The organism is Peptoniphilus hominis (ex Hitch et al. 2025) (assembly GCF_040096015.1).
Taxonomy (GTDB): Bacteria; Bacillota; Clostridia; order Tissierellales; family Peptoniphilaceae; genus Peptoniphilus_A; species Peptoniphilus_A hominis.
Map to the genome: position 1 here is coordinate 24,160 of NZ_JBBMFO010000013.1, position 24,482 is coordinate 48,641.

23 protein-coding genes are annotated in these 24,482 nt (G+C 34.1%); 5 read left to right on the forward strand and 18 right to left on the reverse strand.

Translation table 11 applies throughout. From position 1 onward, the window contains the following. Nucleotides 1–28: 28 nt before the first annotated feature. Both glmS and WMO19_RS05265 read left to right on the forward strand, forming a co-directional pair. Nucleotides 29–1,855, forward strand: a complete 1,827-nt coding sequence (glmS, locus tag WMO19_RS05260) for a glutamine--fructose-6-phosphate transaminase (isomerizing) (protein ID WP_349170574.1) — start codon at nt 29–31, stop codon at nt 1,853–1,855. Nucleotides 1,856–1,936: 81 nt separating this feature from the next. Then, nucleotides 1,937–3,187 (forward strand): hemolysin family protein, encoded by a 1,251-nt coding sequence (locus tag WMO19_RS05265; RefSeq protein ID WP_349170576.1) that lies wholly within the window; start codon nt 1,937–1,939, stop codon nt 3,185–3,187. Between the two features lie 63 nt (nt 3,188–3,250). On the opposite strand, the gene WMO19_RS05270 is transcribed toward WMO19_RS05265, so the two are convergent. The 10 genes from WMO19_RS05270 to WMO19_RS05315 all read right to left on the reverse strand — a co-directional run bounded on the left by WMO19_RS05270 (nt 3,251) and on the right by WMO19_RS05315 (nt 11,568). After that, the gene (locus WMO19_RS05270) at nt 3,251–3,610 is read right to left on the reverse strand and encodes a hypothetical protein (RefSeq protein ID WP_349170578.1); all 360 of its coding nucleotides are present in this window, start codon (nt 3,608–3,610) and stop codon (nt 3,251–3,253) included. A gap of 74 nt (nt 3,611–3,684) precedes the next feature. Beyond that, a complete protein-coding gene (locus WMO19_RS05275) occupies nt 3,685–4,551 on the reverse strand; it encodes an S-layer homology domain-containing protein (protein WP_349170580.1) in 867 nt (288 codons plus the stop codon). A 104-nt stretch (nt 4,552–4,655) separates the two neighbouring features. Continuing rightward, on the reverse strand, nt 4,656–5,207 hold the full coding sequence (locus tag WMO19_RS05280; RefSeq protein WP_349170582.1) for a hemerythrin domain-containing protein: 552 nt from the start codon (nt 5,205–5,207) through the stop codon (nt 4,656–4,658). Nucleotides 5,208–5,211: 4 nt separating this feature from the next. Next, nucleotides 5,212–5,760, reverse strand: coding sequence for a hypothetical protein (locus WMO19_RS05285; protein WP_349170584.1), 549 nt, complete (start codon nt 5,758–5,760; stop codon nt 5,212–5,214). A 167-nt stretch (nt 5,761–5,927) separates the two neighbouring features. Further along, complete coding sequence (locus WMO19_RS05290; protein WP_019124780.1) at nt 5,928–6,368, reverse strand: ATPase; 441 nt, start codon at nt 6,366–6,368, stop codon at nt 5,928–5,930. Next, nucleotides 6,365–6,850 carry a pantetheine-phosphate adenylyltransferase gene (gene coaD / locus WMO19_RS05295; RefSeq protein WP_070611258.1) on the reverse strand — a complete coding sequence of 162 codons (486 nt, stop codon included), beginning with the start codon at nt 6,848–6,850 and terminating at the stop codon, nt 6,365–6,367. The genes WMO19_RS05290 and coaD overlap by 4 nt, the downstream gene beginning before the upstream one ends. Next, entirely contained in the window at nt 6,828–7,394 is a 567-nt protein-coding gene (gene rsmD / locus WMO19_RS05300) for a 16S rRNA (guanine(966)-N(2))-methyltransferase RsmD (RefSeq protein WP_349170586.1), read from the reverse strand. Before rsmD ends, coaD begins: the two co-directional genes overlap by 23 nt. A 53-nt stretch (nt 7,395–7,447) precedes the next feature. Then, nucleotides 7,448–9,481 (reverse strand): ATP-dependent DNA helicase RecG, encoded by a 2,034-nt coding sequence (recG, locus tag WMO19_RS05305; RefSeq protein ID WP_349170588.1) that lies wholly within the window; start codon nt 9,479–9,481, stop codon nt 7,448–7,450. 55 nt (nt 9,482–9,536) lie between these two features. Further along, complete coding sequence (locus tag WMO19_RS05310; RefSeq protein ID WP_349170589.1) at nt 9,537–11,201, reverse strand: DAK2 domain-containing protein; 1,665 nt, start codon at nt 11,199–11,201, stop codon at nt 9,537–9,539. 13 nt (nt 11,202–11,214) lie between these two features. Continuing rightward, nucleotides 11,215–11,568, reverse strand: coding sequence for an Asp23/Gls24 family envelope stress response protein (locus WMO19_RS05315; protein WP_070611254.1), 354 nt, complete (start codon nt 11,566–11,568; stop codon nt 11,215–11,217). 181 nt (nt 11,569–11,749) lie between these two features. On the opposite strand from WMO19_RS05315, the gene rpmB reads away from it, so the two are divergent. Beyond that, nucleotides 11,750–11,941 carry a 50S ribosomal protein L28 gene (gene rpmB, locus WMO19_RS05320; protein WP_019124785.1) on the forward strand — a complete coding sequence of 64 codons (192 nt, stop codon included), beginning with the start codon at nt 11,750–11,752 and terminating at the stop codon, nt 11,939–11,941. Nucleotides 11,942–12,078: 137 nt separating this feature from the next. Here rpmB and WMO19_RS05325 read toward each other — a convergent pair whose 3' ends face one another. Then, a complete protein-coding gene (locus tag WMO19_RS05325; protein ID WP_349170590.1) occupies nt 12,079–13,356 on the reverse strand; it encodes a bifunctional folylpolyglutamate synthase/dihydrofolate synthase in 1,278 nt (425 codons plus the stop codon). A 115-nt stretch (nt 13,357–13,471) separates the two neighbouring features. Here WMO19_RS05325 and brnQ point away from each other — a divergent pair, with 115 nt between their 5' ends. Next, a complete protein-coding gene (gene brnQ, locus WMO19_RS05330; RefSeq protein ID WP_349170592.1) occupies nt 13,472–14,779 on the forward strand; it encodes a branched-chain amino acid transport system II carrier protein in 1,308 nt (435 codons plus the stop codon). 76 nt (nt 14,780–14,855) lie between these two features. Here brnQ and radA read toward each other — a convergent pair whose 3' ends face one another. From radA to fusA, 7 genes are all read right to left on the reverse strand, one after another. Beyond that, nucleotides 14,856–16,232 (reverse strand): DNA repair protein RadA, encoded by a 1,377-nt coding sequence (radA, locus tag WMO19_RS05335; protein WP_349170593.1) that lies wholly within the window; start codon nt 16,230–16,232, stop codon nt 14,856–14,858. Continuing rightward, nucleotides 16,201–18,672, reverse strand: coding sequence for an ATP-dependent Clp protease ATP-binding subunit (locus WMO19_RS05340; protein ID WP_349170594.1), 2,472 nt, complete (start codon nt 18,670–18,672; stop codon nt 16,201–16,203). Before WMO19_RS05340 ends, radA begins: the two co-directional genes overlap by 32 nt. After that, a complete protein-coding gene (locus WMO19_RS05345; RefSeq protein WP_349170595.1) occupies nt 18,669–19,649 on the reverse strand; it encodes an ATP--guanido phosphotransferase in 981 nt (326 codons plus the stop codon). The genes WMO19_RS05340 and WMO19_RS05345 overlap by 4 nt, the downstream gene beginning before the upstream one ends. Next, nucleotides 19,642–20,151 carry a UvrB/UvrC motif-containing protein gene (locus tag WMO19_RS05350; protein WP_349170596.1) on the reverse strand — a complete coding sequence of 170 codons (510 nt, stop codon included), beginning with the start codon at nt 20,149–20,151 and terminating at the stop codon, nt 19,642–19,644. The genes WMO19_RS05345 and WMO19_RS05350 overlap by 8 nt, the downstream gene beginning before the upstream one ends. 11 nt (nt 20,152–20,162) lie before the next feature. Beyond that, a complete protein-coding gene (locus WMO19_RS05355; protein WP_349170597.1) occupies nt 20,163–20,615 on the reverse strand; it encodes a CtsR family transcriptional regulator in 453 nt (150 codons plus the stop codon). A gap of 277 nt (nt 20,616–20,892) precedes the next feature. Then, nucleotides 20,893–21,375, reverse strand: a complete 483-nt coding sequence (locus WMO19_RS05360; protein ID WP_349170598.1) for a hypothetical protein — start codon at nt 21,373–21,375, stop codon at nt 20,893–20,895. Between the two features lie 137 nt (nt 21,376–21,512). Beyond that, nucleotides 21,513–23,573 (reverse strand): elongation factor G, encoded by a 2,061-nt coding sequence (gene fusA / locus WMO19_RS05365; RefSeq protein ID WP_349170600.1) that lies wholly within the window; start codon nt 23,571–23,573, stop codon nt 21,513–21,515. A 147-nt stretch (nt 23,574–23,720) separates the two neighbouring features. On the opposite strand from fusA, the gene WMO19_RS05370 reads away from it, so the two are divergent. Next, entirely contained in the window at nt 23,721–24,365 is a 645-nt protein-coding gene (locus tag WMO19_RS05370; protein ID WP_349170602.1) for a ComEA family DNA-binding protein, read from the forward strand. The last annotated feature ends 117 nt before the right edge of the window (nt 24,366–24,482 follow it).

The following is a 24,482-nucleotide window of genomic DNA, read 5'->3' on the forward strand; positions in this document are numbered from 1 at the left end:
GAATCTCTAATAAATTGGAGGTAGAAATATGTGCGGAATAGTTGGATATATTGGAAAAAATAATGCAACAAAATTAGTACTAGAAGGTCTGAAAAAATTAGAATACAGGGGCTATGACTCTGCAGGCCTTTCTATGATAAGAGATAATAAACTTGTGACTTTTAAAAAGAAGGGTCGCATAAAAGTTTTGGAAGATTCCTTTGACCAAGATGAATTTTCTTCAAATATTTGCATTGGTCACACTAGATGGGCAACACATGGGGAGCCCAATGAAATAAATGCTCACCCTCACCTATCAAGTGATAGAAAAATTTCTGTAGTTCACAATGGAATTATAGAAAATTACTTAGAGCTTAGAAATGATTTGACAAAAAAGGGCTACAAGTTCCTTTCACAAACAGATACAGAAGTCATCCCAAATGTTATTTCTGACAATTACAAGGGCGACATTCTTGAAGCTGTCTTTAAGTCAACAGAAATTTTAAGGGGAGCCTACAGCCTTGGTATCATAGATGAAAATGATGGCAAGAGGCTTATTGCTGTAAGAAATTCTTCCCCTCTACTTTTTGCAATCTGCGAAGATGGATACTTTGTTGCCAGTGACATTACTTCTGTCATTGAACACACAAATAAGATCATCTACCTTGAAGATGGTGATGTAGTTGACATGAGAGAAGACTCTTACACAATTTATGACAAAAACCACAAAAAAGTTGAGAGAGATATTACTGAAGTTGAAATTTCTGCAGCTGATGCATCAAAGGAAGGCTACGACCACTTCCTAATTAAGGAAATTCACGAACAACCTCGCCTACTTCGCGAAGTTATTTCAATTAAACACAAGGATTACAAGATAAATCTTCCAGCCGAAGGAAGTCTTTCCCTTGATGAACTAAAAAATATCAATAAAATTTATGTGACAGCTTGTGGAACTGCCTTTCACGCAGGCGAAGCTGGCAAGTTTGCCATAGAAAATCTTGCAAAAATTCCTGTTATTTCAGAAATTGCCTCTGAATTTAGGTACAAGAATATGTTTGTAGACGACAAGTCTCTGGTAATTTTTGTTTCACAATCAGGAGAAACTGCTGACACCCTAGCAGCCCTTAGAGAAGCAAAGGCTCTTGGTGCAAAAACTCTTGCCATTACAAATGTAGTTGGCTCATCAATTTCAAGAGAAGCCGACAAGGTTGTCTATTGCTATGCAGGTCCAGAAATCTCTGTGGCATCAACTAAGGCTTACACAACACAAGTTATTTCACTCTACTTCTTGGCTATGGACATTGCCCTAAAGCTAAATAAAATAAGTGAAGATGAAGTTAAAGAAATAATCGAAAACATGGAAAAACTTCCAGGACAAATCGAAGAAATTTTAAAACATAAAGACCAATTTGAAGACATTGCTGAATTAATTAAGGATGCAAAATCAATTTTCTACACTGGAAGAAGTCTTGACTATATAACTGCCAAGGAAGGAGCCCTAAAGCTAAAGGAAATTTCTTATATTCACACAGAATCCTTCCCTTCTGGCGAGTTAAAACACGGTTCTATTGCCCTAATAGAAGAAGGCACACCAGTTATATCTGTTGCAACGCAAAGCTCAATTTTAGAAAAAACTATTTCTAATAACCAAGAGCTAATAGCAAGAGGGGCAACAGTAATTTCCATTGCAGAAGAAAAAAATGACTTCGTGAGAGGTTCTTCTGATGTAATGATTGAAATACCAGACACAATTGATTTACTCACTCCCCTACTTGCAGTAATACCTGAACAGTTAATTGCCTATTACTCTTCAGTCCTATTAGGAAATGATGTAGATAAACCAAGAAACTTGGCAAAATCAGTTACAGTTGAATAAAGAAAAGAGCTGCCAGGTGCAGCTTTTTTTAGTTTTCATATAGCTTTTTCGGGTATATAATGTAAAATGGAGTTGAATTTTATGAATGAGTATATATACCTACTTATATCCCTTGTGGCGCTTTTCTTTTCCTATTTGTTTACCCTTATAGAAAATGCTTATCTCGCCCTGGGACCTGTAAAACTTTCAAAGCTTGAGGATTTAGAAGTAAAAAATTTAAACATAATAAAAAAACTTGTGAAAAAAGAAAATATTTATTCTTCAACGCTTATCCTGGATTATTTTTCCAATTCCCTTACAGTTATCTTTATGTCACTTTTTTTCTTTCATAAATGGAATCATCTTGGCATAATAATCGGAATAGTAATTTCCACCATGATAGTGATAATTTTTGGAGAGAGTCTTCCTCGCAAGCTTGGCAAAAACAATTATGAAAGAATTGTGCCAAAGTACGCAAAATTTTTAAATTTTTTAATAATTTTTATGCGTCCCCTTTCCATGCTAATTAACTTCTTGTCACAAAGCATAATTAAAATAGTTATTAAGGACAAGACCTACAAGGAACCAATTATAACAGAAGAAGACTTAATAGATGCCATGGACCTTGGCATGGAAGAAGGAATAATAAATAAAAATGAGTCTATGATGATTCAAAATGTAATTGGCTTTAAGGACAATTATGCCAAGGACATAATGACACCAAGGACAGATATTGTAGCAATTGAAATTGATGATTCCTATGAAGACATTATCGAAAAAATTTCTGAATATTCTTATTCAAGAATGCCCGTATATGAAGACAACTTGGACAATATTATTGGTATCTTAAATGTAAAAGATATTTTCCATATGGATAGGACAAAACCCCTTGCTGAAAACAAATCTTTTTTCAAAAAGCCCTTCTTCACCTTTGAGTACAAGCCTACGGGAACACTTTTTTCCGAGATGAGACAAAATAAGTTATCCGTCGCCATAGTTACGGACGAGTACGGCGGCACTGAAGGTATGATTACCTTTGAAGACATCATTGAAAAAATTGTGGGACAAATTTCTGACGAGTACGACACAGAAGAAGACGAAGACATAATAACTATAGCTCCAGGAAAATATTTAATAGACGCCTCAGTTAACATTGACGAGATCAATCAAAAGTTTGAAACAGAACTTGAGTGCCAGGAATTTGATTCCCTTGGCGGTTTTATAATCGAAAATATTGACAGATTTCCAAAATTAAATGAAGTCATAAATATCGATGACTTAAAATTTACAATAGCAAGGAAGTCAAAAAATAGGATTGAAAAAATAATTCTCGAGTTTCCAAAAAATAAATAAAAAAATAAGAGATTCCAGTAAAAAAAGGAATCTCTTTTCTTTTCTAATTTTATAAATTTTTAATCAACACTCTTGAAGTTCAACGACTCTCATTTTAGAATTTTTCCAGCTTGCATTGTCGCCAAGCCTTTCCACTATATTTATAAGTAACTCGTCATCTTCCAACTCTTCTGTCAGTGGTTTAACTCTTGCATCTAAGTCGTGGGCAATAAAATCAACTTCAGAGCCAAGGTCTCTGTTTAAAATCACTCTGCTCTTTAAGTGCTTGAGCTCTTCTAGGTCTTCAACCTTTACATATTTTCCATTTTTTCTAGTGTAGAAAAAAATATCTTGTCCATATTTTTCTCTGTAATACATCATGTAAGTCTCACAAGAAAATTGAAAACTTCCAAGTGGACTAATGTCAAAAATTACTTTTTTCATTACCTCACCTTGGAAGTATTATATCACAATTATAAAGTTTTATATACAATTTGGGGACTTTTGTAAATTTTTAATCAAATATGACGTACTATTGAAGAAATAACTTCCTCTCTTTTCATTTGATTCTTTGGATTAAAATTTTTCTTTTCATCTAAATTTAAAAATCCAGAGCTAAGAGCCTTATAAGCAGATTCCCTTGCGTAATCAGAAATCTTTTTGCCATCCTTGATTTTTATTTTTTTGCCATCTTCTAGCTTAAATAAATTTGAAATAACAACAGCATAGTCTTCTCTTGTAATATTTTCCTTGGGAGCAAACTTGTCCTTGCTCTTTCCATTCATTATGCCAAGATCGCATGCCATGTTCACATATTTGTTGTCAGTGTCCTTAAAGTGTTTTACTGAACCTTGGGCACTTCTCTTGTACTTAATTTCATAAGCCTTAACTGCAATTTCTGCAAATTCTTCACGAGTGATCTTCTCTCTAGTGTTAGCTGCAAGATCCTTTGAGAAAAGTTTCAAGTCTTCTGCCTTCATTAAATCCTTGTAAGCCCAGTTGCTGTAATTTCTAAAAACTGGCGCCTTTCCAAGATGTAAGACATCTGTGTAATTTGATTTGCCCTCACTATTTGCAAATCTAAGTCTAAAGGCATAGCCACTTGAAGGTCCCACAAGGGAGTCAAGTTCTCTTTGCGTAATTGAAACATATTTTTTATTATTTTTTACAAAGACATTTTTTGTTAAATTTCCTTTTGCATCATTGCCTTCGCTTTTCACTTCGATTTCAACTGCATCCTTGTCCTTGGCATTTTTTATTTCAAAGTTGTAAGTTTCACTTTCCTTTACTGCGCTGACACTAAGTGGCATGGCAACTTCCTTAGCTGCAAAAACGCTAAAGGGCATTGCAAGTAAAATTATCATCAATATAATTATTTTTTTCATTCTTTCACCTCGAAGTCTTATAATAGCAAAAACTTTGGCGAAAATCCTCAAAATTTAAGATTTGTAATAATTTTGTAATCTTTTTGATAGCAGGCTAAAGTAAATTAAAGTCCTAATTTTTTCATTAAATCTCTTTTATCTCCTAAAAATTTTTCTTCTTCCCTTATTCTTTCATCCATTTCCTTTGCGACTTCAAGCTTGACATCTTCGCTTAAACTTTTGTCAGCAAAGGGATAAACTGTTTTATTTTCTTTTTCTGCATGATTTCTCAAAAGTTCCACATAAGCCATGGCATTAGTCAAGATGTGAAGCTTAGGAAGATCTTCCTTAGATTTTTCAAATAAATTTAAATTATTTTCAAGCTCCATAACATAGCCCCTTGCCATTTGATGTTCAACGAGCATGCCGCCACGCACAACTTTTTCTGCCACAGGCCCAAGATTTTCAAGCATAGCCGCAAATAAAATGTCCTCTTCCTTTTTGTGGTGAAGGCCGTCGGCATATTTTCTTATAAACTCAATTGCATTTCTAAAAAATTCTGTGTCCACCCTTCCCCTTAGGATCTCCAAACATTTTTCTTCCATTTTGTCGCAAAATCTTAAAATTTCTTCGTGTTCATCTTCCAAATAGTTAATTGTATTTTTTAAAGTATCCACTTAATCACTTCCTTATTACATAATTTCCATCTATTTTTTGATATTTTAAACAAGTGGAGCTTAAACTTCCAAGAATAAGGCTGTCCCTAAGCATCCAATAAATCTCAGGCTCTACATAAATTTCCCAAATATTTTTATGGACATCAGATGCAATTGTAAATACAAATTCATCCTCATCATTTTTTAAAATGGCAAGGGCATGGTCACAGGGCATGCCATCCAAAAATTTGGAAGTAATAAAAGAAAATACTTCCATTGGACTGTCGCCTGCCTTATAATTTTCTCCTATTTCAAAAAATTTATTTTTTAATTTTTCTAAGTCAAAGTCCCCTAATAGAATTGAAACTGCCTTTGCCAGTCTATTTTCACTTCTTATTACTCTCTCATTGAGCCAGCCGTGAATATTACTTTCATCAATTATATCTTCTAAATTTCCTCTTTCAAGTGGAAAATTATCATCTAAATCTTTTTTAAGCTCCAGACTTTTTTCTTCTTCCAACAATTCCATCAACTTATTTAAAATTTCTTCTTGAAATAAAATTTTATCGTACATAATATAGTGAATGCGTCCCAAAAATAAACTCATCTTATCCCTCATTTCTAATAAGATAATAGCATTCTTAGCAAAAAAATATTGTGATAATTGTCACAATATTTTCTAAAAAATTAAAAAAAAAAAAAAGAGGAGCCATAATAGCTTCTCTCTTCTCTCAAATCTAATTATCCTCTTAACTCTTGTCTGTTTTCGTTAAGCATTTTGATTATTTCTGATAGGTTAACTTGTGTGTTTTCAAGAAGTTCATCAGCGTAATCTCTAGCGCCTTCTCTAATTTGAGTAGATTCTTCTTTTGCAGATCTTAAAATTTCCATAGATCTTTCTTCAGCTTCTCTCACAAGTTCGTTTTCGTCAATAATTTTTTCTGCGTGAGCTCTTGCTGCTGCAATAATTTTGTCAGCTTCGTCATGGGCTCCGTTAATTATGTCGTCCTTGTCCTTTGCAATTCTTTGTGCTTCAGAAACTTCTCCTGGAATTTGCATCTTTACTTCGTTAACAATTTCCAAAAACTCTTCTCTGTCTACCATAACCTTATTTGTTAGTGGTATTTGTGATGATGTTTCAACAAGATCTTCCAATTCTTCAACTAAATCAATTAAATTCATATCTTCCTCCTAAGTAATTTTTTCTTCATAGCTTCTCCTACAACAGGAGGCACGAATAAATCTGTATCTCCGTTAAAGGTTGAAACCTCTTTTGCAAGTGTTGAGCTCACAAATAAATTTTCATTTGATGCCAATAAAAAGACAGTTTCAACGCCGTCTTTGTAATGCATATTTGCCATGGCAAGTGTATATTCATTAAAATAATCAGAAGCTGATCTAAGTCCTCTTACTATTACTTTACAATTTTTTTTCTTTGCGTAATCAACGAGAAGTCCGTCAAAGGAATCTATTTCTATTCCTTCCATTCCATCTAAAACTTTGTGAAGAAGTTCTTTTCTCTCTTCCACAGTAAATAATCCTTTTTTTGAAGTGTTGTCTAAAACTGCTACAATAACTTCTCCAAAAATATCTTTCGCTCTCTTTATAATGTCTAAATGTCCATTAGTCACTGGGTCGAAGCTACCCGCATATATTGCTTTCATCTACATCCCATCCGCATATGGAAATGGAAGTATTTCCATATTTTTTATTTTTTATTTCTTTAAAGCCCTCGCCAATTAATAGGGGAACATCTGTATTATACTCCACAATTAATTTTCCATGGGGCTTTAATAATTTATTTTCTCTAATTAGTTTAAAGGCTCTTTTATATAAGTCACGCCTGTCAAAGGGTGGATCCATGTAAATGTAATCGAATTTAACATCTAAATTTCTTAGGGCTCTGTTTAAGTGATCTTCAATAAGAACTGCTTCATCTAAAAATTTTGCCTTTTCTAAATTGTACTTCACGCAGTCCATGGCTTCCTTTGACTTGTCAACAAAGTAAGCTTTCTTTGCCCCTCTTGATATAAATTCAATTCCATTTGCACCGCTGCCACAGAATAAGTCTAGGACAAGGTCGTCAAAAAAATTTTGACCTAAAATGTTAAAAACAGATTCCTTTACCCTGTCTTCTGTGGGCCTAGTATCAAGACCCTTGGGTGCTTTTAATTTGAGTCCTCGTCTATTTCCTGAAATAATTCTCATAAAGCCTCCAAATTAGTTTTATTTTACCATAAGTCAAGAAATAATTAAAGATATTAGTTTAAATCAGAATAAAAGTCACTTATTTCTCTATTTAAATAAAAATATTTTTTGCTCTCTAGGTTTGGGTCAACTTCCAAAATCTCTTTCACATCATCTGCTGCATATTTTAAAATTGTTTCATCTCTAAAGGGATCAGCAAGTCTTAGGTTTGGCATGCCCGATTGCCTTGTGCCCAAAATGTCTCCAAAGCCGCGAAGCTCCAAGTCCTTGTTGGCAATGTAAAATCCGTCATTGGAGTCTGTCATAATTTTCATCCTCTCCCAAGAAATTTCACTCTTGGAAAGATTGTAGAGTATGCAGTAGGATTGATGAGTGCCTCTTCCCACTCTGCCCCTTAATTGGTGAAGGGTTGAAAGTCCAAAGCGCTCTGCGTTATAAATCATAATGACAGATGCGTTAGGCACATTTACTCCAACCTCCACAACTGTTGTGGATACAAGTAAATTTATTTTTTTGTCGGCAAAGTCATTCATAATTTTATTTTTTTCCTCTGCCTTCATCTTTCCATGGAGAAGTCCGACCTTGTAATCTGTGAAGAATTTACTCAAATCTTCATAAACTTTTTCCACAGCCTGCAAATTTTCGTAGTCTTCATTTTCTTCAATCAAAGAACAAATTACATAGGCTTGCCTTTCTTTTTCTAGTTCAGATTTTATAAAGGCAAGAGACTTTTCCAACATATTTTCATTTATTGCAATGGTCTTAATTGGCTTTCTGCCCTTTGGCATAGTCTTTATGACAGATATGTCTAAGTCTGCATAGAGAACAAGACTTAAACTTCTTGGAATTGGCGTGGCAGACATTACAAGTGTGGCTGCGTCCACATTTTTATTTTGCAGCATATTTCTTTGAACAACGCCAAAGCGGTGTTGCTCGTCAATTACGTTAACTCCAAGCCTTCTAAAAACCACATCTTCTTCAATGAGAGCGTGAGTTCCAATTAGTATGTCAATAGACCCCATCTCTAGGTTGTCTAGGATGTCCCTTTTTGCACTTTTTGTCGTTGAGCCAATAAGTAAGGCGACCTTTACTCCAAGCGGCTCTAAAAGCTCTACAAAAGACTCAAAATGTTGCTTGGCTAGAATTTCTGTTGGTGCCATTATAGATGACTGGTAGCCATTTAAGTAGGCAAGATACATTATAATTATAGCAATAATGGTCTTGCCGCTTCCAACATCGCCTTGGATGAGCCTATTTATTGCCTTTCCCTTTTTCATGTCATCAAAGATTTCGTCCACTACCTGCCCTTGACCCTCTGTAAGTTTAAATGGAAGCTTATTTATAAAGTCGTAAATTTCATCTTTTATTTCAAATTTTATGGCATCTCTTCTTTCATTTTGAAATTTATTTTTTAGAATTGAAAGTTCAAATAAAAATAATTCTTCATAAATTAATCTCTGGCGAGCCATAATATAATTTTTTCGCGACTTTGGATAGTGAATTGCCCTTATGGCATCATTCTTGCCTATAAAAGAATATTTTTCTAAAATTTCCTCTGGCAGGTTTTCTCCAAAGAGATTTAAGTCAATAACTTGGTTGATTAAATTTTCAAAGACAAAATTATTTAGCCCTTCCGTCAAATTATAGATAGGAGAAATTTTCCCCAGCTTTTTTAATTTATGTATATCTTCGATTTCTGGACTAGATAGGCTAACCCTTCCCCTGAAAAAATCTGCCTTGCCATAGACTAAATATTCTCCGCCAATTTTTATGAGAGAGTTTAAGTAAAAGGCATTGAAAAAAGAAAGCTCCACTTCTCCACTTTCATCTTCTGCAAGAAAAGATGTGAGAGTGAGACCCTTTCTTATTCTCCTATTTTGAAGTTTTGATAGGATCCTCACCTTGAAGGCATTTTTTTCACCAATCTTTGCCTGGGAAATCTTTACAATTTTTGAGCTATCTTCATACCTTCTTGGATAGTACAAGAGTAGGTCCTTAACTGAATAGATTCCAAGCTTGTGAAAGAGCTTTTCCCTCTTTGGTCCAATTCCCTTTAAATTATTTATAGAATCACTTAACTTAAGCATTTTCTCACCTATTATAAAAGCCCAAAGAAAAACTTCGGGCTCATAAAAATTCTAATTATTCTAATGAAAGGATGTAATAATAAATTGGTTGATCTCCCTTAATTACATCTATGTCAATATCTGGATATTTTTCTTCAATAGCCTGGCGAGCTTCTTCGGCATCTTCTGCTTTCACATCTTCTCCATAGAAAAGTGTTACAAGAGAAATATCTTCGTCCATGAGCTTATCCACTGTCTCTGTTACAACATCAAATACAGTCTTGCCGCTTGAGATAATTTCCTTAGCTGCAATTCCTATGATGTCGTCCTTGTGAATTTCCTTTCCGCCAATAGTTGTGTCTCTAACTGCATAAGTTACTGATGCGTCAATTACACTTCCTATGGCTTCTATCATATTTTCCTTGTTTTCATCTTTATCTAGGTCACCATTAAAGGCAAGCATAGCTGCAATACCTTGTGGCACAGACTTTGATGGAATTACAATAACATCTCTATCAGAAATATCTCTTGCTTGTTCTGCTGATAAAATTATGTTGCTGTTATTTGGAATTAGGTAGATGACTTTTCCGCCAACTTTGTCTATGCCCTTTAAGAAGTCTTCTGTTGATGGATTCATAGTTTGTCCACCAGCTACAACATAATCTACACCAAGGGATTTGAAGGTTTCAGTCATTCCATCGCCCATGGAAACAGTTATAAAGGAATAATCCTTTTCTTCAATTATTTCTTCCTCTTCCTCCTTCTTTTTTGCTTCAGCAACTTCGCTGTCGTCAAAGAGAACTTCCCTATGTTGGTATCTCATGTTGTCGATTTTAATATCTTGAAGAAGACCAAGTTCGCAAGCGTGTTGCAAAACAATTCCTGGATCATTAGTGTGAACGTGAACCTTAATTATGTGACTTCCGCCACCGCCAACTACAAGTAGACAGTCTCCAAGAGGAGCAATTTTTTCTCTAAAAGAATCGATGTCTTCGTAGTCAGTATTTATAATAAATTCAGTACAATATCCATACTTAAGAGATTTATCAGCTTCAGTAAATTGAATTTCCTTTTGTGCCTTTTTCTTTAAAGTTTCATCTTCAGATTGGTCAGCTATGTCTTCGCCCTTTAAAACCTTAAGCCCACCTTCAAGAAGGACAACAAGACCCTTGCCACCAGCGTCAACAACATCAGCTTCCTTTAAAACTTCAAGAAGATTTGGCGTATTGTCAAGTGACTTATTAGCTTCAACAATTACATCTTCCAAAAATTTTACTGGGTCTTCAGCCTTTTTGTAATGTCTAATAGCAAATTCTGCAGTTTCTCTTCCAACTGTGAGAATAGTACCTTCAATTGATTTCATAACAGCCTTATAAGTCGTTTCACTTGCCTTTTTAAAAGCGTGAGCAATTTCAGCAGTACCAGCTTCATCTAGACCTTCTAAACCTTCAGAGAAACCTCTTAAAAGTTGAGAAAGAATTACACCACTGTTGCCTCTTGCTCCCATAAGGGCACCACGAGCTGCAGCAGCAGAAACATCACTAACTTTAAAATCCCCTTCTAAACCATCAATTTGTTTTAAGGCAGATTTTGATGTAAGGCTCATGTTTGTACCTGTATCTCCATCAGGAACTGGGAACACATTAAGTGCATTGACCTCTTCCTTTCTGGATATTAGATAATTTACAGCGCCTTTAAAAATTTCTTTTAATAAAGGGCCATTAATTTTTTTTATTTCCAAAATCTTACCTCCACTATTTAAGTCTAATACCTTCTACAAGAACTTCAATTTTATCAACTTCAAGTCCTGTCAAATTTTCTATATTAAACTTAACTCTTTCTATAATATTTTCACCCACTGTAGAAATTTTTACTCCATATTCAAGAACAACATGAAGTTCAATAGAAATTTCATTTTCTTCAGTGTTTACAACAATTCCCTTTGACAAATTTTCAAATCTCAAAAGTTCAAAAATTCCATCTGCGGCATTTTTTGATGCCATTCCAACAATTCCGTAGGATTCCATTGCTGAAATTCCAGCTATGTTAGCAAGTACGCTATCTTCTATCACAATATTTCCAAGTTCTCTATTTATAATTGCCGGCATGAGGGCACCTCCTTATCTAATTTATTATAACAGAATTTGCAAAAGATTACGAGATTTTGAAAAATTCCTTTGTAAAAAAAGTGAAATTAGTGTAAAATAAGAACATATTGAAAAAATTATTTGCACTTAGCATCATTTTTTGATAAAATATTTGTTGCTTAATGACTAAAGGAGGTGCGTTATGGCTAAAAGATGTGAAATTTGTGGAAAAGAAAAAAAATTTGGAAATAAAATATCTTTCTCTCACTCTCGTTCTAACAGAAGCTGGTCTCCTAACATTAGAAGAGTTAAGGCTGTAGTTAATGGATCAAACAAAAGAATCAATGTATGCACTAGATGTTTAAGATCTGGTAAAGTAGAAAGAGCTATCTAATTAAGGGTCTTAGTAAGATCCTTTTTTTGTGGTCCTTTACATAGTCTCTTGCTCTTGCAAGAGATTTTTTATTTTTAATAAAATTTACAAAAAAAGTTCCCGAAGTGACAGGGAACTTTTTCTCTTTTATAAATTTTTTAATTTAATTTTTCTAATATAATTTTTCTTATGTCCTTAATTAAATATAGGGACCCGCACCACAAAATCATGTCGCCCTCACCTGCAAGAGAGAGAGTTTTTTCCACTGCTTCTTCCCTATTTTTTATAGGATAAATTTCTTTTTTTGAAAACTTTTTAAATTCAGCTTCAAGCTCCTTTAAATCTGTATGTCTATCACTATCAATTTCTGTCAAGACAATTTTATCAGCAATATTTTCAATTTTTTTAAGGATATGGTCATGGTCCTTGTCCTTTAAGAGGCTGAAGCCCAAAATAAGTTTCTTATACTTAAATTTTTTAACGCTCTCTTCAATTCTTTCTATAGAATCTAAGTTGTGAGAGCCGTCAATAATAATTAGTGGATCTTTTGATAGGCACTCAGTCCTTCCAATATTTTTTGCCTTTTTTAGCCCTTCTTTTATTTTTTCTTCGTCAAGCCCATAGCCCTTCTTTAAAAAATCAAGAACCATTAGGGCAAGGGAAGCGTTAAGGGCTTGGTGGTCGCCAATCAAAGAAATTTCCACATTCTTATGATCCCTAAAATTAAAAATATTTCCCTCTTCATTTGAGCTTAAAATCTCAACTTCATCTTGGCTAAATTCTTCAAAACTTGAATTTTTTTCCTTGCTAAGTTTTTTTAGTTCAGCTCTCGCCTCTTCATCTTGAGGGTAAGAGAATACTTGGGAGTTTTCCTTTATAATGCCGCCCTTTTCATGGGCAATCTTTCCTATAGTGTCTCCCAAAATATTTGCGTGATCAAGAGAAATATGACAAAATACTGGAATTGACTTTTCCATTACATTTGTGGCATCAACTCTTCCACCCATTCCAACTTCCATTACTGCAAAATCAAGATTATTCCTTGCAAAATAAATGTAAGCAATAGAAGTTAAAATTTCAAAACCACTTACAAAAATTTTTTTCTCGTCAAGTTCTTCTACCTTTTCTCTAACTTCTGTTGCAAGCTTTGCAAAATCTTCTTCTGAAATTTCTTCATTATTTATTTCAATTTCTTCGCGAATATTTGTGATGTAAGGCGAAGTAAATTTGCCAACCTTATAATTATTTTCCCTTAAGGCGCTGGCTATAAAGCTTGCCACAGACCCCTTGCCGTTAGTTCCCGTAATGTGTATAATTTTTAATTTATCTTGTGGCTTGTCAAAAATTTTTAATAGCTCTTTGATGTTATCAAGGGTAAACTCTCCAAGAGGAATATTTCTATTTTCAAGCCAAGTCACTGCTTCTCTATAATTCATATAATCACCTTACTTGAAATAGTACCAAAATTTTTATTCTCATTCAACATTTTAGTGTACCAAAATTTATTTAATTGTGGTAAAATAGAAAAAATAATTAAATGGAGGTAAAAAGATGAATAATGAAATTCGTACTAGAGATTTATTCATAATCGGTTTTGCACTTTTTGCAATGTTTTTTGGTGCAGGAAATTTAATTTTTCCACCTTATCTAGGACTTATATCTGGTCCACAATGGTGGGTTGGATTCCTGGGATTTACAATTACTGATGCAGGATTAGGATTACTTGCAATTATTGCTCTTTCTAAATATGATGGTAACTTAAATGTACTGGCTTCAAGAGTAAATAAGACTTTTGCAATTATTATTTCAACAGCAATTATTTTATGTATTGGACCTTTCCTTGCTACTCCTAGAACTGCAGCAACTACTTACGAAATTGGTATATTGCCAATCTTTGGTGAATCTGTAAATAGATATTTGTTCTCCGTAGTATTCTTTATAATAGCTTGCCTATTAAGTATTAGACCTAGCAAAGTTGTTGATATTGTTGGAAAGTTTTTAACTCCTTCACTAATACTTTGTATGGCTGCCCTTATAATAAAGGGAATTGTAAGCCCAATTGGTGAAATTGCAAATACTACTATGATCGATAATGTTCTTGAAAAAGGAATTACTGATGGATATCAAACAATGGATGCTATTGCAGGATGTATGTTTGCTCTAGTTGTGCTAAATGCCGTTAAAACTAGAAATTATTCTTCGCAAAATTTAGAAATTAAAGCAACTATTTTATCTGGTATTATAGCAGCAGTATGTCTAGCAATTATTTATGGTGGGCTACTATATCTTGGTGCTCAAACTTCAAGCCTTGGTGTATATGATATTAATACAGACAATACTAAGCTTCTTGTAGATATTACAAATAGAATTCTTGGTGGAGTTGGTGTTTATATCTTGGCAATTATAACTGCCCTTGCCTGTCTTACAACTGCAATTGGTTTAATTTCAGCTGCAGGAAATTTCTTTAATGAACTAAGTAAAGGAAAAATTTCTTATGAAATTATAGTTGTTATTTGTTCAGTTGTATCTTGTGCTATTTCAGTTCTTGGTGTAAGTCAAATTATAAAAATTTCAGCACCAATTCTTGAAATTCTTTATCCGTGTGCAATGACAATAGTTTTGATAGGACTATTTAACGAAAAAATCAAAGACGATATTGTATTTAAAATTCCAGCAATTGTATCTCTAATTTTTGGATTCCTATTTGTACTAAAGGGTATGAAGCTTTTAGGAAGCTTTGGAGATGTTTTGGATTCTTTCCCACTAGCTAAGTTTGGACTTGGCTGGGTTGTGCCAATGATCCTTGGACTTGTTCTTGCAATGATAATTTCAAGCACAAGAAAGACAAAGACAGCTTAAATAAAATTTTAAATTCATAAAAAATAAACTCTTCTTACTTTCACAGTAAAAAGAGTTTTTTTCTTGTGCAAATTTATTATATTTCAAAAACTTTTTGAATTACTTCTAAAATATTTGACATCTTGATGACCCTTAAGTCCTTATAATTTTCTTCTTTTACGCTGGCATATTTAGAGATGTATGCCTTTTTAAAGCCCATTCTCTCAGCTTCCTTTAGTCTCACATCAAGGCTTGGCACATTTTTAAGTTCGCCAGTTAGGCCTACATCGGCAATGAAAACTGAATTTGCTTCAACAGGCTTATTTAAAGTAGATGAAACAATGGAAATCATTACAGAAAGGTTTGAGGCTTGCTCCTTGACCTTAATGCCACCAGTGGACTTGACCACAATGTTTTTGTCCAAAAATTTTATGCCTGCTCGCTCTTCCAAGATGGAAACAAGGGTGTTTAGGTGCTCTCTTCTTATAGATTCAGAAATCCTCGATGGATAAGGGAGAAAGGTCTTTGATGCCAGTGCTTCTGTCTCTAAAATTATTGGTCTTGTCCCCTCTCTAATAACTGATAGGGATGAGCCAGGAACTTGTTCGCTAGCTGACCTCTTGGTCATAAAATATTCTGAAGGGTTGTCAATGGATATCATGCCCTTTTCAGTCATGGAGAAAAATCCAATCTCGCCAGTAGACCCATACCTATTTTTTGTCGCCATTAGTGACCTTAAATCTTCTGATGAATCGCCTTCGATGAGTAAAACTGTGTCCACTAAGTGCTCGAGAGATCTCACTCCAGCAAGTTCGTCTTGCTTAGTCATTTGTCCCACAAGAAAAACCATGCGAGGTTTTTCTAGGTCCTTGGCAATTTCTGTCATCTTGTAGGCACATTCCATAGTTTGCGTTGGCGTGCCAGGTCTTTGCGGAAATTCATCTAGGGTAAAAGTTTGAATTGAATCAATAATAATCAACTGCGGGTCAATTTTTTCAACTTGATCCAAGACAGAGTTAAGGGAAGTCACTGAATAAACCCAAATGTTGTCAGAGAGCTTGTCTAAAATTCTCTCTGCCCTCATTTTTATTTGCGTCTCAGATTCTTCTCCAGATGCGTATAAAACTCTCATGCCCTTATTCGCCAGGTCATTTGCCACTTGCATTAGTAGAGTTGACTTGCCAGAGCCAGGCTTTGCAGTTAAGATGCTGACAGAATCTCTCACAATTCCGCCCCCCATAACCCTATTAAATTCTTCTATGCCAGTCATGACTCTCTCGTCAGAAGAAATTTCCACTGCCTGAAGTTTTTGTGCATCTTTTTTTATTTTTTTATTTTTTGAAGGAGCCTTTCCACCAGACTCCTCCTCTTTTTCTTCTAGGGTGTTCCAAGAGCCACAGCTTGGGCATTTGCCAAAGAAGCCCTGGGAAATATATCCGCACTTACTGCACTGATACACTATTTTCTTTTTCATTTTTCGCCTTTTTAGTCCTCTTAACTTTTTCTATTTGAACTTTTTTGTACTTGACATCGAGATTGATTTCGTCGCCCTCTTTAATCTTTCCCTCTAAAAATTCGTCGGCAATCCTATCTTCAATTAATTTTGTAATAGTCCTTTGAAGGGGTCTTGCGCCAAATACCTTGTCATAGCCTTCTTCAACTAAGAAGTTTATGAGTTTATTTGAATAATTTGCCTTTATTCCCATTTCAGAAAGTCTCTCACTTAATTTATCAAGCATGTTCTTTACGATTTCTTTAATTTCAGTTTTTTCAAGAGTCTTAAAGATAACAACATCGTCAACCCTATTTAAAAATTCAGGTCTAAACTTTTCCTTTAGGGATTCGTTTATAATTTTTTTCATGTTTTCATATTCGCTCTTTTGAGCAGAACTTTCAGAAGTTGAAAAACCTAAAACTGAATTTTTGGCAAGGAGATTTGCTCCTGCATTGGAAGTCATAATTATAACTGTATCCTTGAAATTTACAGTCCTACCCTTGGAGTCCGTTACTCTACCCTCGTCTAAAATTTGTAGCAAGATGTTAAAAATGTCTGGATGAGCCTTTTCGATTTCATCTAAAAGAATTACTGAATAAGGGTGAGTCCTTACGGCTTCTGTTAGCTCGCCACCTTCTTCGTAGCCAACATATCCTGGAGGTGACCCTACAAGTCTTGAGACAGTGAATTTTTCCATGTATTCAGACATGTCAAACCTAATCATATTTTCTTCCTTGCCAAATAAATTTTTCGCAAGACTCTTGGCTAGATAAGTCTTACCTACACCCGTTGGTCCCACAAATATGAAAGAGCCAATTGGCTTGTTAGGGTCCTTAAGGCCAATCCTTGACCTTTTTATTGCCTTGGCAAGAGTTTTTACAGCCTCATCTTGACCCTTGACTTCTTCCTTTAATTTTTCGTCTAAGTCTCTTAACTTTTCAGTTTCTTCTGCCGTCATTTCAGTTACAGGAACCTTTGACCAATCAGAAACTATGTTGGCAATGAGTTCTGGCGTAACTTCTTTCTTGGCTTCCTCTTTTTGGAATTTTTCTATTTCTTCCTTGTACTTTTCTTCTAGCTTTTTTTGTTCATCGCGAAGACTTGCTGCAAGTTCGTAGTCTTGACTTTTTACTGCTTCAGCTTTTTTATTTTCAATTTCTTCAAGTTCCTTTTTGTATTTTTCTTCAAATTCAGGAACCTTATAGGATTCAATTTTTAACTTTGAACTAGCCTCGTCTATTAAATCAATTGCTTTGTCTGGCAAAAATCTATCATTTAAATACCTGTCAGAATATTTTACTGCAGCCTCAATAGTTTCATCGGGGATTGTAACATTGTGGTGGTCTTCGTAAATATTTTTTAGTCCCTTTAAGATCTTAATTGAATCATCAACACTTGGCTCATCTACTATTATTGGCATAAGCCTTCTCTCAAAGGCTGAGTCCTTTTCGATTTTCTTTCTGTATTCAGAAATTGTCGTTGCCCCCATAACTTGAAGAATGGACTTAGTTAAAAGTGGCTTTAAAATATTTGAAGCGTCAAGAGAACCTTCAGCTGATCCTGCACCAATTATGACATGCATTTCGTCAATAAATAAAATAATATTTTTGTTTTTTGCAGCTTCATTAGTTACATTTTTTAGTCTCTCTTCAAAGTCTCCTCTGTACTTTGAGCCAGCTATAATCTGAGAAATATCAAGAGTTAAAATTACCTTGTCCTTCATTAATTCTGGCACATTTCCTGCAACAATTTCTGCAGCAAGTCCTTCAGCTATGGCAGTTTTACCAACACCAGGCTCGCCTATTAGGACAGGATTATTTTTTGTCCTACGAGATAGGACTTGAATTACTCTTTTTATTTCCTTTTCTCTTCCAATTACTGGGTCGATTTTTCCCTCTTCAGCCTTTTTATTTAAGTTTGTAGTGTATTTTTCTAGGGCCTCTGAAGAAATTTCTCTGTCTTCATCATCATAATCTTCATAGTCTTCCATATTATTTAAAATGTCATTTTCAAGACTCATAATGTCAATGCCCAGTCTTTTTAAAACTAAAATGGCAACACCTTGACCTTCACGCAAAATTCCTAGAAGAAGATGTTCTGTTGACACAGCAACCTCTCCCATTTCTCTTGAAACTTCAAAGGCAAGCTCAAAAATTCTCTTTGTCCTTGGTGTGTAGGCTATGCTTGACACAATAGGTCCTTGACCGCTACTTACAATATCAAGTGTGGCTTCCTTTGCCTTCTTATAATCTATGCCAAGCCTTGATAAGATGTGAGCACCTGAGTCAGTTCCTTCCCTGATTATTCCCAGTAAAATGTGCTCTGAGCCTATATATGAATGTCTTTGCTCTCTGGCTTCTTGCTGAGCAAAGAGAATTGCCTTTTGCGATTTCTCGCTAAATTTTCCAAACATACTCATTTGAAAACCTCCTTCATAAGAGCCCTTGCCTTATTAGCCCTTAAAATATCTCTCGACTTAAGGTCTAATATTGCTCCTCTCTCAATTTGCAAATGTCCATTTCTCAGTTTTTTAATCTCTTCATAAAAATCAAAATCTCGATTTGCCTTTAAAATAGAAAGCTCAATTCCAAGATTAATTGTAGACATGGACTGCATCATCTCTTCTTCCGACAACAACCTTGCATGGGCAAGAACTCCAAAGGCTCTGTTTACCATATCCTCAAGAGTCATTATGTTGTCTAAATATAATTTTTTTCTATTTTCCCTTTCAACATCGGCGATTTCTCGCGCAATGATTTTTAATTTTTCTATATAAGACTTTTCCTCTTCGCCAAAGGTTGACTCAAAGGAAAGAGTGTAAATACTTCCCAGTGCCTTGTTAGAGCTGTCCCTATAAGAAGCAAGGGTGTAGCCAAGCCTTGATAGACCTCTTGCAATCTCCTCGATACCAAAATAATTTAGGGCAGGTAGATATAAAAGTACAATGGGCTTTAAGCCTGTGCCAGAATTTAAAACTCTAGAACTTAAATAACCAAAGTTTGGATCAAAGGAAAAATTAATTTTTTCTTCTAACTTTTCTTCCAAAGAATAAATTTCTCCATACAAGTCCTCAAGAGATTTTGTCCTTGAAAAAGCTTGTAGCTCAAGGTGTTCTCCTGAGTTGATTAAAATGTCTGGACTATCTTTTTTTTCGTAAAAGCCAATATTTTCTCTTTCAATAGATTTTTTGCCAAGTCTTCCATTTTCCACATATTCAAGTTTTTTTAGAGAAGAAATATTATAAAGGTCTATTTTAGAGTAGCCCAAATCATTTAAAATTGGGTCTAGGAAGTCTAAATTTTCCCTTAATTCTTCATCTGTCATTGTATTTACAAACTTTTTGCCGTAAATATTTCTATATAATTTTAATTTATATCCTAAAATAATTTTAGACACTGACATCTTCCTTTAACTTCTTTATTTCGTCCCTTATTTCTGCTGCCTTTTCATATTCTTCCAAATTAATGGCAAGGTCAAGCTTCTCCTTTAAATCCTCAAGTTTCCTGTTATAAACTAGATAACTTTCTGCATTTTTTGGAATTTTTCCCCTGTACTTTAAATTAATATTTAGGGCATTTAAATACTTTTTAATTTCGTCTCCAAAGGAATCGTAACACTTAGGACAGCCCAAAGTTCCTGTTGCCTTAAGCTCACGAAAAGATCTGCCGCAGTATTCACAGCTTATGTCATCTTCTTCATTGTAGGAATTTGCTGTAAACTGAAAAATATTCTTTAAAGCATTTTCAAGTTGTGGAATAATATTTTGATACCCCTTAAAGTCTCTTTTAAATTTTTCTTCGGCACAAACTTCGCAGAGATGCACTTCTTCTATTCCATCGTCTTTTATCCTTGTATAGGAAATCACTGATTCTCTTTCCTTGCAAACATCACATAGCATGATCTTCCCTCCTAACTAAAAATAACTAGGAGCATATTTTTTAACAAATCTGCCCTAAGTTCATTTTTATTTTCACACTCGCTGAGAGCCCTGTCTGAGAGAGCAACTTTCATGAGTTCCATCTCCCTTTCTGTCACTTTGTTAAGTCTTAAGAGTTCCTTCAGAAGTTCATCAGAATTATTTTTTGTAATAGAATCTCCAATAAAACTTAAAAAAGTACCCATTGTGTCTTCATCATCTTCAAATTTTACCTTTACTATTCTAATGTAGCCACCGCCGCCTCGCCTTGACTCAACATAGTAGCCCTTAAAGGGCGTGAACCTTGTGGTCAAGACATAATTTATTTGCGAAGGCGCACAGTTAAAGTGGTCTGAAATTTTTGATCTTTGTATCTCAAGAGCTCCACCAGATTCATAAATAAGTTCATTTATAAAATCTTCAATGGAGTTAGAAAGCTTTGCCATAATACACTTCCTTTGACTATCTTTGTCTTTTAAATTATAAAAATCTGACTATCTTTTACTATTTCTAGTATAAAATAAAATATATATTTTGTAAAGTATTTAGTTTCGTAACTTTTTAAGCTTATATATTTTTTGTTGTTTTTAAAGAATCATTACTTTAATTATTTTATTAAAAAATTAAGAAACTGATTCATATAAATAATATATTTTTTCAAATGAAAATATCTGTTGGGATTCAACTCACCAACAGATATTTTAGAGCCATTTAATTCTTTTTTTACTTATTTATGATTTTTTCTCGTTCTAGTTCTAAAATAGTAAATGTTCCTTTTGGAATACCACTTTTAGAAGAGAAATCTAAATCTTTTTTTGAATTTTTTGTATCAGTAATAAGTACATAACTACTATGTTTTTTAGAAGTATAAATTCTCAAACTCACATCAGAAACTCTTACTGCAATACGTGCATTCTCATTATCTTCATTAGAAAATATTAATAAATAATCCGCATCTTTATTTGTTGTAAATTTAAAACCCTGTCCTTCCATAATCTTGTTGCTTACTATAACATCTTTTAAATTATATTTGTACAAACTATCATAACTTAAATTATTAATAATTTTTTCATAGTCTGGTTTTTCATCACAAACATCTATGTTAAAATCATAATTTTCTTTATTAGAATTTAAAAAAGAAAAACCACACATAATTGACACAAGAGCCAAAGATATTAAAATTAAAACAATTTTTTTAGTTTTCATTTTTATCCCCTTTCTATAAGATATAATGTTACCTAACTAAATTATAAAACTATTCATGTTGCTTTTCAATATCTTTAATTGTTTTATAATAAAAAAGGTTGAGCACTTAAGCCCAACCCTTAAAAGTTTATAAATTTTTATTTTTCTGCTTTTCTTTCTTCAATAATTTTTTCTGCAATATTTTGTGGAACTTCTTCGTATCTCACAAATTCCATGCTGAAAGTTCCTCTACCTTGAGTTAAGGATCTCAAATCAATTAGATAAGAGAATAGTTCAGCTTGTGGAGCTTCTGCAATTAAAATTTGTGTGCCATCATTTTGTTGGTCCATACCAAGGATTCTTCCACGTCTCTTGTTCATATCGCCCATTACATCTCCAAGATAGTCATCTGGAATTGTAACTTCAACCTTCATTATAGGTTCAAGAAGAACTGGACTTGCTTCTTGCATTCCCTTCTTAAAAGCAAGGTTAGCTGCAAGTTTGAAACTCATTTCGTTGGAGTCAACATCGTGGTAAGATCCATCGTATAGGACAGCCTTGAAGTTAGTTACAGGATAGCCTGCAAGAACTCCCTTTTCTTTAGATTCAATAATTCCCTTTTCAACTGCAGGGAAATAGTTCTTAGGAACTGCTCCACCAAATACTTCTTCATCAAATTCAAATTCTTTATCAGATGGTTCAAACCTAATCCAAACATCACCGTATTGTCCTGCTCCACCAGATTGTTTCTTGTGCTTACCTTGAACGCTGGCAGTCTTTCTAATTGTTTCTCTATAAGGAACTATAAATGGAACAATATTTACTTCAACACCATAAGTGTTCTTTAATTTGTCTAGGATTACATCAAGTTGAACCTTACCTTGACCACCAATAGTCATTTGTTTAGTTTCAGGATTTCTTTCGATTACAAATGTTGGGTCTTCGTCCTTGATTTTCTTTAGAGATTGAGAAAGTTTTTCTTCGTCGCCCTTAGTCTTAGGTTCAATTGCGTAATATAGAACTGGATTAGAATACTTTAATTTTTTGTATTCAACCTTGTGGTCCTTGTCGCAAAGAGTGTCGCCTGTAACAGTATTTGCAAGTTTTGTTGTTGCACCAATATCTCCTGCGTAAATTTCATCTATTTCAATTTGTTCCTTACCTCTCATGATGTAAAGTCCGCCAAGTTTTTCACTTGTATCAGCATTTACATTGTAAAGAGCTGTGTTTTTATTGACAACGCCAGAGATTACCTTGAAAATAGAAATTTTGCCAAGGAATGGGTCAGAAATTGTCTTAAATACAACTGCAGCAAAAGGATCTTTCGCTGAAACTTTTCTTTCTTCTCCATCCTTATATCTAAAGCCTTGATTTGCACGCTCATCGTCTGGTGCTGGCATATAATTTACAATTGTGTTTAATAAAATGTCAATTCCAATTCCCTTTTCACCACTTCCTACAAGTAGTGGAACAGCGTCACCTTCAAGAAGGGCTGTTGTAACTCCTCTTAAAAGATCTTCTCTAGTGAATTTTTCTCCAGAGAAATATTTTTCCATTAAAACTTCATCAGAACCAGCAACAACTTCAGCAATTTCTTCATACATTCTTTCAGTTGCCTTAACTTGGTCGTGGTTAAGTTCAGTTTCTTGTGGTGCAGAGTTTACATATTTGTATCCCTTTTGGAAGATAACATCAGTAACACCTACAAAGTGTTCACCTTCGCCAATTGGCACAGAAAAAGGAATAACTTTTTTACCAAAGGAAGCTTCAAGCTCGTCCATTAGTTTTCTAAAGTTTACATTTTCTCCGTCAATTTTATTTATAAAAATAATTCTTGGAAGACCAATTTTTTCTGTGTATTTCCAAGTTCTTTCAGTACCAACTTCAATACCCTTAGTTGCATCAATAACCATAATTGCAGCTTCACTTGCTCTTAGTGCTCCGTGAGCTTCTCCCACAAAGTCAAGATAGCCTGGAGTATCTATAACATTTACTTTATAATTTCTCCATTCAATAGGAATAATTGATGTTCCAATGGATGTTCCCCTGTCCTTTTCTTCTTTAGAGAAGTCGGAAACTGTATTCTTGCTAGAAACATTGCCTAGTTTTTGTGTAGCTCCACTTTGGAATAACATAGCCTCTGTTAGGTTTGTCTTTCCGGAGCCAGAATGTCCTACGAGAGCAAGATTTCTTACCTTATCTGTTGTATAAACTTTCATATTTTCCTCCTGTTATGTAAATTTTTTGAAATCGTTTCGATGAATAAATTATAACATAGATTTTGCCATTTGAAAACTGTGTAAAATTATCTATTTAGGGTAATAAAATTCTGAAAAATATATTTTTATAAATGAATGAGTGATATAATGGATTTTAAATTTTTTAAAAAAGATAATCTTCCCTACATAGTTATTATTTGCCTATCTTTAATCATTGGCTACCAGTATTACGACTCTCACAAGGTCCCAGATGAGGCAAATGCCCTCCTTAACATAAAAACTTCAAACCTTGATTCTAAAGAAGTGGACAAAAAAGAATTAAAGGGTCTTGAAATAGAATCAGAGGAAGAAAATAAAGAAGTAATGGTTCACATTTCTGGCGCAGTAAAAAATCCTGGCATTATAAAATTAGATTCATCAAAGAGAGTTGTAGACGCTCTTGAAATGGCTGGCGGCGCAACAGATGAAGCTGACCTTGATAGAATTAATCTCGCCGCAAAGCTCCACGACGAAGAAAAAATTTACATTCCAAAAATTGGTGAGGTCCCAAAAAATGAAATTGCCCCTCTTATGTCAAGTGGCTCCAGTGGAAAGGCTTCTGATAAAATAAATATTAACACTGCCGACTCCTCTGAACTGCAAAAAATTCCTGGCGTTGGAGCAAAAACTGCTGAGAAAATTATTAATTATCGGTCACAAAATCCCTTCTCATCAATTGAGGACATAAAAAATGTAGATGGCATTGGCGACAAAAAATTTGAATCAATGAAGGACTACATATCAACTTATTGATGAAAGAAAATCTTATAAATAAAAAAATAAATTCACTCAATAAAAAGGCTCTATAATATCTGTTGGGGAGTAAATCTCTAACAGATATTTTTATATAAAAAAATTGCACTTATACGC